This window comes from Halopiger xanaduensis SH-6 (genome assembly GCF_000217715.1).
Taxonomy (GTDB): Archaea; Halobacteriota; Halobacteria; order Halobacteriales; family Natrialbaceae; genus Halopiger; species Halopiger xanaduensis.
Map to the genome: position 1 here is coordinate 14,596 of NC_015666.1, position 12,997 is coordinate 27,592.

General features: G+C 66.9%; 10 protein-coding genes and 1 tRNA gene. 3 read left to right on the plus strand and 8 right to left on the minus strand.

From position 1 onward, the window contains the following. Positions 1 to 9: 9 nt before the first annotated feature. Positions 10 to 2,700, minus strand: coding sequence for a phosphoenolpyruvate carboxylase (gene ppc / locus HALXA_RS00080; RefSeq protein WP_013878242.1), 2,691 nt, complete (start codon positions 2,698 to 2,700; stop codon positions 10 to 12). A gap of 662 nt (positions 2,701 to 3,362) precedes the next feature. On the opposite strand from ppc, the gene HALXA_RS20875 reads away from it, so the two are divergent. Both HALXA_RS20875 and HALXA_RS00085 read left to right on the plus strand, forming a co-directional pair. Further along, on the plus strand, positions 3,363 to 3,611 hold the full coding sequence (locus HALXA_RS20875) for a hypothetical protein (protein ID WP_013878243.1): 249 nt from the start codon (positions 3,363 to 3,365) through the stop codon (positions 3,609 to 3,611). Between the two features lie 216 nt (positions 3,612 to 3,827). Next, positions 3,828 to 4,841 carry an SDR family oxidoreductase gene (locus HALXA_RS00085; RefSeq protein ID WP_013878244.1) on the plus strand — a complete coding sequence of 338 codons (1,014 nt, stop codon included), beginning with the start codon at positions 3,828 to 3,830 and terminating at the stop codon, positions 4,839 to 4,841. A 42-nt stretch (positions 4,842 to 4,883) separates the two neighbouring features. Here HALXA_RS00085 and HALXA_RS00090 read toward each other — a convergent pair. After that, a tRNA-Glu gene (locus HALXA_RS00090) sits at positions 4,884 to 4,958 on the minus strand. A 150-nt stretch (positions 4,959 to 5,108) separates the two neighbouring features. After that, positions 5,109 to 6,548 (minus strand): helix-turn-helix transcriptional regulator, encoded by a 1,440-nt coding sequence (locus HALXA_RS00095; RefSeq protein ID WP_013878245.1) that lies wholly within the window; start codon positions 6,546 to 6,548, stop codon positions 5,109 to 5,111. Positions 6,549 to 6,711: 163 nt separating this feature from the next. Between HALXA_RS00095 and HALXA_RS00100 the strand changes: the two genes are divergently transcribed. Further along, a complete protein-coding gene (locus tag HALXA_RS00100) occupies positions 6,712 to 7,299 on the plus strand; it encodes an MBL fold metallo-hydrolase (protein ID WP_013878246.1) in 588 nt (195 codons plus the stop codon). A gap of 17 nt (positions 7,300 to 7,316) precedes the next feature. Here the strand turns inward: HALXA_RS00100 and HALXA_RS00105 are convergent, their stop codons facing one another. The 5 genes from HALXA_RS00105 to HALXA_RS00125 all read right to left on the minus strand — a co-directional run bounded on the left by HALXA_RS00105 (position 7,317) and on the right by HALXA_RS00125 (position 12,967). Then, positions 7,317 to 8,450 carry an ABC transporter ATP-binding protein gene (locus HALXA_RS00105; protein WP_013878247.1) on the minus strand — a complete coding sequence of 378 codons (1,134 nt, stop codon included), beginning with the start codon at positions 8,448 to 8,450 and terminating at the stop codon, positions 7,317 to 7,319. Beyond that, entirely contained in the window at positions 8,447 to 10,351 is a 1,905-nt protein-coding gene (locus HALXA_RS00110; RefSeq protein ID WP_049895363.1) for an ABC transporter permease, read from the minus strand. The genes HALXA_RS00105 and HALXA_RS00110 overlap by 4 nt, the downstream gene beginning before the upstream one ends. 79 nt (positions 10,352 to 10,430) lie before the next feature. Then, on the minus strand, positions 10,431 to 11,612 hold the full coding sequence (locus tag HALXA_RS00115; protein WP_013878249.1) for a thiamine ABC transporter substrate-binding protein: 1,182 nt from the start codon (positions 11,610 to 11,612) through the stop codon (positions 10,431 to 10,433). Between the two features lie 213 nt (positions 11,613 to 11,825). Then, the gene (locus tag HALXA_RS00120) at positions 11,826 to 12,671 is read right to left on the minus strand and encodes an ATPase (RefSeq protein ID WP_013878250.1); all 846 of its coding nucleotides are present in this window, start codon (positions 12,669 to 12,671) and stop codon (positions 11,826 to 11,828) included. Next, the gene (locus HALXA_RS00125; RefSeq protein ID WP_013878251.1) at positions 12,668 to 12,967 is read right to left on the minus strand and encodes a DUF5827 family protein; all 300 of its coding nucleotides are present in this window, start codon (positions 12,965 to 12,967) and stop codon (positions 12,668 to 12,670) included. The genes HALXA_RS00120 and HALXA_RS00125 overlap by 4 nt, the downstream gene beginning before the upstream one ends. Positions 12,968 to 12,997 lie beyond the last annotated feature (30 nt).

Sequence of the window (12,997 nt, forward strand, 5' to 3'; positions counted from 1 at the left end):
TGAGCCGCGTTATCCGGTGTTCTTCATGCCGGCCGCAATTCCCTTCACCGTGAGCCGCAGCGTCCGTTCCTCGACGTCGGTGCGGTGGGTCTGATCCAGCAGGTAGGTCTGGAGTAGGTTCAGCGGATCGACGTAGGGGTTCCGGCGCTCTAAGTTCTCGCCGAGCCAGTCGCGGGTGTGGAGCTGGTCGCGCTGGCCGATCGTCTTGACCAGTTCGGCCGCGCGCTCGTACTCGTCGGTGAGCCGCGGGAAGAACTGCTCGCGCAGTTCCTCGTCGGCCAGGTCGGCGTACTGCTCGGCGATCTCGAGTTCGGTTCGAGAGAGCGAGAGCGCGGCGTTGTCCAGCGTCGTCTGGAAGAACGGCCAGTCCTCGTACATCTGCTGGAGCGTCTCGACGTCGCCGCCGTCCTCGAGGTAGGCGTCGACGCCGGTCGCGATGGCGTACCAGCCCGGCAGGATGCACCGGGATTGGGTCCAGGAGAACACCCACGGGATCGCGCGCAGGTCCTCGACGGTGCGCTCGCCCGACCGCGAGGCCGGCCGCGAGCCCAGGTTGAGGTCTTCGATGACGGTGATCGGCGTCGCCTGCTCGAAGTACTGGACGAAGCCGTCGCTCTCTAAGAGGTCGCGGTACTCCTGCCGAGCGGCGTCGGCCATCGTCTCCATCGCGTCCATCCATTCCTCGGGGACGTCCTCCTCGGGCTGGTGGATGGCGTTGTGGCGGGCGCGCAGTTGCGCGTTCAGCATCTGCTCGATGTTGCGCTCCGCGATGCGGGGGTTGGCGTACTTCTCGGCGATCGCCTCGCCCTGCTCGGTGAACTTGACTTGGCCCGTCACGGTGCTGTTGGGCAGGGCCAGCAGCGCCTCGTTCATCGGGCCGCCGCCCCGCGAGATGGAGCCGCCGCGGCCGTGGAACAGCCGCATCGTCACGTCGAAGTCGTCGCAGATCTCGCCGAGTCGGCGCTGGTTCTTGTACAGCGACCAGTTCGCGGCGAGGAAGCCGTTCTCCTTGTTCGAGTCGGAGTACCCCAGCATGATCTCCTGGGTCTGTCCCCGGGCCTCGAGCGCCTGCGAGTAGGCCTCGTTCTCGAACAGCGAGCCCATGATCCGCCGGGCGCCCGAGAGGGCGTATTCCGTCTCGAGCAGCGGGACGATGTCGATCCCGCAGTGCTCGGGGAGGGAGACGACGCCGGCCTGATCCGCGAGGAAGAGGACCTCGAGGACGTGGCTGGGCTCGTCGGTCATCGAGATGCAGTAGGTGTCGATCGCCTCGACGCCGTACTCGGTCTGCCACTCCGCGAGGTTGTCGAACAGTCGGAGCACGCGGGCCGAATCGTCGGAGAGATCCTCGGTGTCCGAGAGGTCGATCACGGGCTCGTCCTGCAGGACCGCGTCGGTGAGCCACTCGGCGCGCTCCTCCTCGGACATCGCGTGGTAGTCGATCCCCTCGCTCTCGAGCGCCTCCGCGATGGCGTCGGTGTGTTTCTGCTGGTGGTCGCGCAGGTCCAGACTCGCCAGCGAGAAACCGAAGGTAGCGACGCGTCGCCGGATCGGGTCGACGTGTGCGTCGACGACGCTTTCGGCGCCGTTATCGCGAAGCGTCTCGGCGATGATCTCGAGGTCCTCGAGGAGTTCGTCGGCGTCGTCGTAGCCGCCGGGCCGGACGTCGCCGACCCGGTCGAGGCGCTCGCGCATGAGCTTGAGCTTCTGGCGGTAGGGCTCGTCGGGATAGCGCTCCTCGGCGGTGCGGGCGCTGCCCGGGAGCCGCTCGCGGTCGCGCTCGAGGGAGGCCTCGAACGCGGAGTCCGTTTCGATCCGGCTGCCGTCCTGGCTCAGCACGCCGGAGAGGCGCTTGAGTTGGAGCCGGTACTGCTCGAGGATGACCGATCGCTGGCGCTCTAAGGTGTTGGCCGTCACCTCGGGGGTAACGTACGGGTTGCCGTCGCGGTCGCTGCCGGCCCACGAGCGGAACTCGAAGAGCTTCGGAATATCGATGTCGCCGTCGACCTCCTCGTCGATGGCGTCGGCGAGTTCGTCGTAGACCTCGCCGACGACGTCGAACAGGGTGTTCTCGAGGTACCACTGGACGTTGCGCGCCTCGTCTTCCGGTTCGGGCTGGCGATTCCGGACCTGGGGCGTCTGCCAGAGGCTCGTCACCTCGGCGTCGACGTCCCGCCAGACCTGGGACTTCTCCTTGTCGGTCAGCAGGCGCTCGTCGAGCGTCTCGAGGTCGGTGGAGATCGCGCGGAGCTTCGACTTGACGGTCTTGCGCCGCGCCTCGGTCGGGTGTGCCGTAAACGTCGGCTCGATCAGGACGTCGTCGAGGACCTGCTCGACGGTCTCGACGTCGTCCTCGCCGAGCTGTTCGGCCGCCGTCTCGAGGCTGTCCTCGAGCGTTCCCTCCTGGGATTCGGTCCGGATCGTGCGGACGCGCTCGCGCTCCTCGGCGAGGTTGATCAGTTCGAAGTAGCTCGTGAACGCCCGCGCGACGATCCGCTGCTGGTGGGGCGAGAGGTTCTCGAGTTCGGAGATGAGCGGTTGTCGCGAGTCTATCTCGCCCGAGCGGTAGTCGATCGCGGCGCGTCGACACGATTCGACCGTCTCGAACGATTTCCGCGAGGTCTGTTCCTCGATGACGTCCCCGAGCAGCGCGCCGAGCTCGCGAACGTCCTGCCGAACGTCTCTGTTATGAAGTTGCATATCACGTGGATTGCGTCGGGAGTCCAAAAATCCCTAGTTAGTCGATTCTCTATTCGATACGTTTCTTTCTGTGATAGTCGATCTAACGTGGCTAACGCTGAACGGCCCTAGCGCATCGAACGGCGGACCCGCTGTCCGAATCGTGTCAACGTGAACCATCCGCTGATCCAGACATTCACTCACATCGTAATAATTCTACCGTGTTGTCGCTTTGAACTACCCACCATATTCGGCCCCGTCAGCGGATTTCGAGTCAGTCGGGCGAGTGGAGCCGTGCCCGTCAACGGACTAACCTGATCGCGTTGGCCGTTGACCGGTCCCCCCTGAACATCGGTCGTCCTTCCAACAGTAACTGTGCGGCTATTCAGAATGATGTTCTGTAAAATTGATATCGGAGCCTACATCAGCCGAAAGCGGCTGCAGGTGCCGGCAACGACACCGATCGGTACGCTGAACTGCGGCAGGTCGCAATTCCGAACCGGCATATCGGATCCCTTCGCGTGCGCTGCTGGATTACTATCCGCGACTGCAGCGTGGCTCGAGTCGCGATTCGATCGCGGCCCGCTGCTCGAGCCGATACCGAAATCGTCTCGGGAGAAACGGACGTCGAACCGCCGATATTCGGAGATACGGTTTTCTCGCAGCGGCCCCTATAGAACGCGATGAAACGAGCAACCCCGACTCGACCACCCCGAGACAACCGGGAGACCGCGGCTGCGATCGACGCCCTCGGTGCGCGAGTAACCAGACTCGAGCGGGAGCAGCGGCTGTTGCGGACGACGACGTGTGCGATCGCTCGCGAAGCCGGCGTCACGATCGGCGGGCCGTGCTCCCGCTGCGGTCGGTCGTACGTGCTGGTCGCGAGCAACACGATGCGATGCCCCGCGTGCGGTGACGGACGCTCGATGTGAGAGTTCCGGCCGCCTCGAGCAAACTACAGCCCGGCGGGACGCGGCCGGCGTATACAGGCGTCAGGTAGCAACGCATCGGGACCTGCAGTCCAGCTGTCGATTGCGGCAGCCGACCGCCCACCCCTTTGTCGGTCGGCTGTCGTTCCCGCTCGACGCCGCGGACGCAGCCGTGCTCGACCGGCGACGAGCAACCAGACTACGACCCTCAACTCCACTATGTCTCAGCCAACGACCCCCCTCGAGGAGCAGGTGATCGTCATCACCGGCGCATCGTCAGGAATCGGTCTCGCAACCGCGCGCACGGCCGCCGACCGCGGCGCGCGAGTCGTCCTCGCGGCCCGGAGCGAAGACGCGCTGCGGGAGGCGACCGAGGAGATCCGCGCGGACGGCGGCGACGCCGAGTACGTCGTCGCCGACGTGAGCGACCGCGACGACGTCCGCGAGATCGCACGGGTCGCCGAGGAGACCGACGGCGGCTTCGATACCTGGGTCAACGGCGCCGCCGTCTCCATCTACGGCACGCTCGAGGACGTCCCCGTCGAGGACATGCGCGAACAGTTCGACGTCAACGTCTGGGGGCTGCTCTACGGCTCGCTCGAGGCCGTCGACCACTTCAGGGAAACCGGCGGCGGTCGCCTCATTAACATCGGGAGCATCGTCTCCGACCGAGCGGTCATCCTGCAGGGCAGCTATTCCGCCTCAAAACACGCTGTCAAGGGCTTTACCGACACGCTCCGGATGGAACTCGAGGAGGAGGGCGCCCCGGTTTCGGTAACCCTCGTCAAACCGAGCGCGATTGACACCCCGTTTGCGGAGCACGCGAAAAACTACATGGACGAGGCGGCGACACTCCCCGCGCCGGTCTACGCGCCCGAGACCGTCGCGCGGACGATCCTCCACGCGGCCGAAGCGCCCGAACCCGAGCGCGAGATCACCGTCGGCGGGGGCGGCAAGAACATGACCGCCCTCGGTCGGACCGCCTCGGGGCTGATGGATACGATCATGGAAACGCTCTTCGTCGATCTTCAGCAGAAGGATGCGCCGCCAACCGACGCGAACGGGCTCGACGAGCCGACCGACGACCTCGAAGAACGCGGCGGGTACGAGGGGCACGTCGCCGAGTCGAGTCTGTACACGCGGCTCCGGCAGCGACGCGATCTTCCGTCGACTGTCGTCGCCGGTCTCGCCGCGACGGCGCTGTATGCGGGCTATAAGGTACTCCGTCGGTAGAGACCCACGCTCGGCTACTGGACTTGACTCGGAAGGAAGGAGTGCTCCGACAGGGATTCGAACCCTGGTCATTGCCTCGAGAGGGCAATATGATTGGCCGGACTACACTATCGGAGCGCACCGCACGTCGCGTCTGCACTCAATCGTAACGCGGTCGGATGTTTAAGCATTCCGTTTCGATTCGGGAGTGATTCGCCGTACCACGGGAGGACGTGGCCACGAGACGGTGAACTACAAACGGCACATTGCCTAAGAGGATGCGACCGGCTACTCGTCGAACGGCGACTTCGTCGCTTCGGGTTCGAACCCGTCGAGACTGATGATGTTTTCGCGGCCGACGCGGAGCTTGCTGATGAGGCCGTCGTCCTCCATGTCCGAGAGGAGCATGCTCACCTTGGACTTGGACCAGCCGGTTTCCTCGACGATGTTGACTTGCTTCATGCGGCCGCCGTTCTCGCGGATGAGTTTGACGACGCGGTCCTCGTCGGTGAGGAGTTCTTCGTCGGAGAGCGGGGCGGAACCGCCGCTGGAGTTGGAATCGGGTCCAGCAGTTGAATCGCCAGCCTCGCTGCTCGAGCCCGCTGCGGCCGTGGCTGCCGACGCGGCTGACGGCGTGGGTTGCTCCGCGCCGCCTGTACCCGCTGCAGCGGCCGTGTCGGTCCCGCTTTGTCCTCGGGAGGAACTGCCGGCCGCTGCGGCAGGGGCGTCAGTTGTGCCGTCTTCGACGGCAGCGTCGTCCCGCCGGCGGTACCAGACGGCGCCGCCGCCGACTGCCAAGAGGACGGCGAGGCCGGCCGTGACGACCGGCAGCGACGGACCTGTGCCCGTTATCGACGACAGGACGCCGCCGCTGGCGGCGGTGCGGTCGAAGACGACCCGCGGCCGGTCGTCGAAGAACTCCCGCTCGCCGCGCCAGCGCACCGATTCGGCCTCCTCGAGTTCGGTGTCCGAGCTACGGCTATCGTACTGGTAGGTGTAGTCGCCTTCGGGTTCGACGTGTTGGAAGGCGAGCCCGTCGCCGGCGGCGATGACCATGGACTGGTCGGCGGTCAGGTAGAGGTTCTGGAAGACGTCGCCGACGATGACGGCGCCGTCCTCGGTGGCCGCGAACCCGTCCCAGCGAAACGACATTTCGACGACGCCCATCGGATTGAGCGGGCCGTCGATCCGCGCGGAGCGGTCGAAATTCGTCGCCGCCATCTCCCGGCCGGTGAGTTCGGTGCCGGACTCGACCATCGCCCGGGCCTGCTCGGTAAAGAGCGTGTAGAGTTCGGTTTCCGCCCCTTCGAACTCCTCGGCGAACGCCTCGAAGCTCTCCTCCGACGTCTCGTTATCTCCCTGGCCGAGCTGTTGCTCGTAGCTGAACGTCCACGTCGCCGACCCGTTCTCGTGGACGGTAATCTCGAACGTCGTCTTGTCGAAATCCTCGATGCTTACCTCGAACGGGCTGAATCCGGCTGGATCGGATGGTCCAATAGCCGCCTCCGGTGGCGACGACTCGAGGGCGTGGGAGTGAGTGACACCACTACTGTCGGTGCCGACGGCAGTGCTTCCGGTACCGGGTCCGACACCCGCACTCGAATCGAGTCCGGAGCCGGACCCGGAGCCGGTGGTCGCGCCGGCGGTCAGTATCGGTCCGCTCCCCGCGGCCGAGACGGTAAGGACCAGAACGACGATGAGCACTCCAACGGGGCCCGGCCGGGTCATTGGTTTGGAACTACGCGCGGGGGCTAAAAATGCTTGTGAATATGCTAGTCAATGGCGTGATAAGTCCGTTCGATCGCCACTGCGACCGCGCGGGGCGACGACGGTCGTAGTCGAATGGCGAGGAGACGCAAACGCAAAACGGGGCGACCGCCTACCGACGGGCATGATCACCAATCTCGCGGCGGACGTGCAGGCGTTCACGAGCAACGTCTTCCTCGTCGAGGGCGAGCGAACGGTCCTCGTCGACGCGGGCGCGAACTTCGACGTCGTCGACCGGATCCGATCGAACCTCGACGGCGACTTCGAGGCGGTCGTCCTCACGCACACCCATCCGGACCACGTCGACAACCTCGAGGCCGTCACGGACGCGTTCGACGTCGAAGTGTGGGGGTACGACGCCGCGATCGAGGGGGTTGCGATCGATCACGAGATTGCAGACGAGGGGACGGTCCAACTGGGCGATCACGAATACGTCGCCCTCCACACGCCCGGGCACAAGGACGACCACCTCTGCTTCTACGCCCCCGAACCGGAGATTCTCTTCGCGGGCGACCTCGTCTTCCAGAACGGCAGTTTCGGCCGGACGGACTTAGAGGAGGGCGACCGGGCGACGCTGATCGAGAGCATCGATCGCGTGCTCGAGCGGATCGACGAGGACCTGACGGCGCTGCACGCGGGCCACGGCCCGAGCGTAACCGACGAGCCGTACGATCACGTGGAACTGGCATCCCGGATGGCGCGGCAGGCCTGAGCGTCGGCTCGGTTGCGTTAGACGCCGTTGACGCCCACGACGTGTGCATCCTCGGGCGCGAACCCGACCGTCAACTCGCTGCCCTCGTCCGGGACGTCAGCGAGTCGTAACACGATCGGGACGTCGTTCCAGCAACCGTGGACCCGGACCTGCTCCCCGAGGAACTCGGCGGTCTCGACGGTCACGGAGAGTCGGTTCCGTTCGAGTTCGCGGGAGAGCGCGCCCGGTCGCACGCAGAAACAGACGCGGCCGGTCTCGAGTTCGTTCGCCGCCGTCGCGGACGTCGCTCCCGATCCGTCCGACCGAGCGTCCGCAGCCGGCAGGCCGGCGAGTTCGACGGCCGCGTCCATCCCGTCGATCGAAACCTGCGCCCGATCGCCGTCGCGGGCGACGATTTCGCCGTCGAAGACGTTGTTGTCTCCGACGAACTCCGCGACGAACCGGGTGTCGGGCTCGCGGTAGATTTCCTGCGGGCGACCGACCTGTTCGACCCGGCCGTCGCGCATCACCGCCACCCGATCCGAGATCGCCAGCGCCTCCGCCTGATCGTGGGTGACGTAGACGGTCGTGATCCCGAGTTCCGACTGGATCCGCACGAGTTGCCGCCGCAGCGACTCTCGGAGCTGCGCGTCGAGTGCGCTCATCGGCTCGTCGAGCAAGAGGAGATCCGGTTCGGGCGCGAGCGCGCGGGCGAGTGCGACTCGTTGCTGCTGACCGCCCGAGAGTTGGTCCGGAGAGCGATCGCCCATTCCCTCGAGGTCGACCAGCTCGAGCAGGTCGGCGACGCGCTCGTCGGTCGTCGTATCCTCGGGCGGCTCGCGGAACTGGAGGCCGTAGCCGACGTTCTCGGCGACGCTCATGTGCGGAAAGAGCGCGTAGCTCTGGAAGACGATTCCGACGTCGCGCTCCTCGGGCGGGACGCCGGTCGTCGACTCGCCGTCGAAGGCGATGCGACCGGCGGTCGGCGCCTCGAAGCCGGCGATCGTTCGCAGGGTGGTGGTCTTCCCGCAGCCGGAGGGCCCGACGAGCGTGAAGAACTCGCCGTCGCGGACGGTCAGGTCGACATCCCGGAGTGCAATCGTCGTAGCTTCCTCGTTGCCGCCGGCGTCGCCGTAGCGCTTCGAGACGCCCTCGAGGCGAAGCTCCGTCACGGTTCGTACCTCCCGCCGACGCGGTCGACGACGACGAAACTCGCCGCAGTAACGAGCAACAGCAGGGTGCCCATGGCGATCGCGGGCCCGGAGCGGCGGCCCAGGTAGCGCTCGACGGCGACGGGCATCGTGTAGCTCTCCGAGCCGCTGGCCAAAATTACCGTCGAAGAGAACTCGCCGATCGAGATGGCGAACGCGAAGGCGGCGCCGGCGACGATGCCGGTCGCGACCAGCGGCAGTTCGACGTCGACCAGCGCGCGCAGCCGCGAGGCGCCGAGCGCGCGGGCGGACTCGACCATCGCGGAATCGAGGCTCGAGAGCAGCGGCGAGACGTTGCGGGTCACGAAGGGGTAGGCCGCGACCGCGTGCGCGACGACGATCGCTATCGGTCCCGTAAGCTGCAGCCGCCAGCCGCCCGGAAGCGAGAGGCCGAAGACCAACCCCTGCAGGAGTCCGATCCCGAAGACGACGCCGCTGACCGCTAAGGGCAACATCGCGAGCGTGTCGATCGCCGTTCCGAGCCGGCCGGCCCGCACCGTCAGCACCGAGATCACGACGCCCATCGGCACGGCTACGGCGAGCGTCGCGACGCCGAACACCAGCGAATTCCGGATCGCGGGCAGGGGCTGCGTCTGAAAGTTCGCCCCCTCGAGTTGGCGCTCGAGGAGGAAGGCGTAGTGGCGCAGCGTCAGCCCGCTCCCGTCGGTGAGACTACCCAGCACCAGACTCGCCAGCGGCCCGACGAAGACGACGAGCGCGACGAGGCCGTAGGCGACGATCGCGAGTCGCCGGCCGGTCAGGGTCGTCCGCAGGTCCGGAAACAGCGGTTCTTTCGATGGCGGCGACGCGGTCTGGGAAAAGCCGGCCTGCGCGGACTCGTACCGGAGGTAGGCGTAGGTCAGCCCGAGCGAGAGCGCCGTCTCGAGGATCGCGAGCGTCGCGGCCTCGGCGTAGTCGAGTTGCTGGATGCGGTCGTAGATCCAGACCTCGACGGTCGCCAGCTGGAGCCCGCCGAGCGCGAGCACGATGGGGAAGGTCATGAAGGTGAACACGAAGGTCAGCAGGGCGCCGGTGAGGACGGCCGGCGCGAGCTGGGGGACGACGACGTCCCGGAACGCGCGCCGCGGACCCGCGCCGAGACTGCGGGCGGTTTCGACGGCACGGACGTCGACCGACTCCCACGCGGCGACGGTGAGTCTGGCGACCAGCGGCGCGTTGTAGAAGGCGTGGGCGACGACGACGATCGCGAGCGGGTTCGCCTCGATGAACGGAATCGGCCCGACGTCGACCAACCCGAGCAGGCCGTTGAGCGTCCCCGCGCGGCCGAACATCGCGTAGAAGCCGACCGCGACCATGATCCCCGGCAGGACGAACGGCAGGATCGTCAGCGAGCGCAGCGTCCGCCGGCCGTAGAACTCGTAGTTCGCGAGGACGTACGCGGCCGGCAGCCCGAGCGCGACGCTCGCGGCCGTCGAGAGGACGGCCTGGTAGGCCGTGAAGCCGAACAGCCCCTTCCGAACGGCGGGAACGCTAACGTCGAGCCACGGCACCGGAATCTCGAGCCCGACGCCGGGTACGGGAACGACAACCCCCTCGAGCGACGCCGAGACCGAAATCGCCGCGAGCCAGCCGGCGAGTCCCTCGAGGTGGCGGCCGATCGCGAGCGGGTCCGCGAAGACGTCCGCGAGGACGCCGAAATAGAAGGGATCGGTCAGCACCGCGCGGAAGTTGGCGAGCGTCGCCGCTCCGTCCTCGACGACGGCGTTGACGAAGACGACGCCGACGGGGACGTAGAGCATGACGGCAAGGATCGCGGCCGTGACGAGGGCCGCGAGAGAGAGCGCGCGACGCTCGAGCCGGTCGCTCACGGAATCGGGGACGCGCTCGAGCGCCGCACTGATGCGATCGTCTGAGGCGGTGGACACGGGTTGAGTCGAGGGGACGGCTGTCGCGGTCTATGGCGGTGGGCGGGCGGTTCCGTTACTGGCTGGCGAACTCGCGGGCCCAGTCGTCGACCCACTGATCGAGATTCCCGCGGAGTCGGTCGTAGCCGAGCGTCACCGGTTCCGGCGGGACGTGGGCGTACTGGTCGAACTCCTCGTCGAGGTCGACGTACTCGTCCGCGACGGCGGGGAACTGGACGTTGCGCTGGGCGATCTCGGCCTGGGGTTCGTTCGAGAGGACGAAATCGAAGAACGCCTCGGCGAGATCGGCGTTCTCGCTGCCCTCGAAGATCGCCATCCCCTCCGGGTTCGCGTACCCCTGGTCGTTCAGGAACGCGACCTGGTGGCGCGAGAAGTCGTAGTCGTACTCGTTGGCGTAGACCTGATCCGTCGAGTAGGAGACGACCATCGGCCGCTCGCCCTCCATGTACGCGCCGGAGTAGGATTCGGTCCAGTCGTCGAGGATGCGGACGCCGTTGTCGTCCAACTCGCGCCAGTAGTCGAGGTAGCCGTCCTCGCCGAACGCGTCGATCGTCCACAGGAGGAACGCCTGGCCCGGGTCGGAGGCCTGGGCGTTCTGTGCCAGCAGCGCGTCCTCGTAGGGGGGTTCGGTCAGGTCCTCGAAGGTCTGGGGTTCGTCGACCTCGTTCTCGTCGTAGACGATGCTGATGTACCCCGTGTCGTAGGGCAGCACGCGGTCGTGGGGGTCGCCCACGTCGAGTCCGTCACGGACCCGATCTGCGTGCTCGAGGCCGTCGCGCTCGAGTTCGCCGAACAGGCCGCCGTCCCCCAGGTTGTCGTCGACGAGGACGAGGTCGTCGACGTTCAGCCCGAGGTAGACGTCGGGTTCGATCTCGACGTCCTGTGCGGCGCGCTCGATGTAGTAGTTGATCCCCTGGTCGGGCAGGCGCGTCCACTCGAGGGTCACGTCGGGGTACTCGGCCTCGAAGGCGTCCTTGAGCCACGGGCCGGCGGGGTTCTCCCCGTCGAGCATCGACTCGTAGGTGACGACCTGCAGCGTGCCCTCGAGTGTCGATTCGTCGGCGCCGTTCCCGTCGTCCGTCTCGTTGCCCTCGGAACCGTTTCCGTTGCCGGTCCCGTTTTCGGTTTCACCGTCGCCGTTGCCGTCGCCGTTCCCGCTGTTCTCCTGGGTCAAACAGCCGGCGACGCCGACCGCGCTTGCGCCACCGACGGCGCCGAGGAAGGTTCGTCGTCTCATTACGCGGTTGTTCTACTGAGTGGTCTTAACCGCTGTGATCGTGCGGCGGGCGTGTCGCTCCCTGTCACTGCGCGTCTCGAGGCCGGTACTCGGCGGTCGAACGACTGCGATCGCGGTTCTCGAGCGGTCGAACTCGATAACGGTCGTCAAAACGGAGAAAGCGGACCACAACCGGCCGAAGGAGGGATCGAACCTCGCCGGCCGCGCTAGCGATCAGACGTCCGTCGCGGCAGCCAACAGCGCATCGTACGCCGCTGCATATGCCTCGGCGATCCGCGCCGGATCGTCCCGCACTGTATCACTCAGCGGCGGTAACTTCACGCGCTCGAGCGGGTCGAGATACTCGAGGACGTCGGGAACGCGCTTCTCGAGCTGGCCGTCCTGCGGGCTCGAACTCGCGATCTCGCAGGCGCGGCAGTAGCGGTCGCCGGGGTAGATCCGGGCGCGGCCCGGTTCGACGGCCGCGACCGCAGCGACAGCGGCGGGATCGAGCGATTGGAGCGGCTGAGCGATGTCGCCGTAGGACTCGACGACGGCGACGTCCGCGGATTCGATCTCCGCGGCCAGCGACTCGAAGGCCGGGACGTAGCGTCGCTCGGCGATCTCGTTGAACTCCTCGACCGTCTCGACGGTGATGGCGTCCTCGAGCGGGAGCGCCTCGGCGACCGCGTCGGGGACGTCCGCGGTGGCGTTGCGAACGAACGTCGGCTCCCCCGCGGCGTCGCCGTCATCGAGGCGGCCGACTCGATCGACGACGAACTCCCGGTCACTGCGCCCGAGCAGACCGCTCCCGCCGCCGGGGGACGGTCGCCACAGACGGTGGACCGGATTGAGCCGCTCGGGCGCTCGAGCGCCGTTCTCGGCGCCGGCGAGTCGCTTCGCGTCCTTGCCGTAGAGACGGCCAGCAGACAGCGCCCGCCGACAGTCGTCGTGGTCGAACCAGTAGTCGTTGCCCGCGCGGGGCTTGTAGCCGACCGCGCCGGTCCGCTCGAGCAGGCCGGTCGAGAACGTGGTCTTGCCGGCGTCGACGCGGTCGGCGCCGACGACGAGGAAGATCATTCGTCGGCGTCGTCGGCGTCGTCTGCCTCGTCCTCCTTGAGCCCGTAGTAACCGGGCTCGTCGTCGCTGCGCGGCTCCGCGACCACGAGGTCGTCCGCGTTCGTCATGATCCACGGAATCGCCCAGTCCAGCAGGATGGCCTCGGTTTCCTCTTCGATCTCCGCGTCGGGCTCTAAGCCCTGCAGCAGTCGGGCGATCTCGTAGACGGTGTACATCTGATCGGGCTCGAGGAGTTCCCCGGGCGTGTAGAAGTCACAGGGTGGCAGGCTGTCGAACTCGGATTTCGGAACGGGCATGGTCGAACGTATCGGCGGGGCGCCACAAGA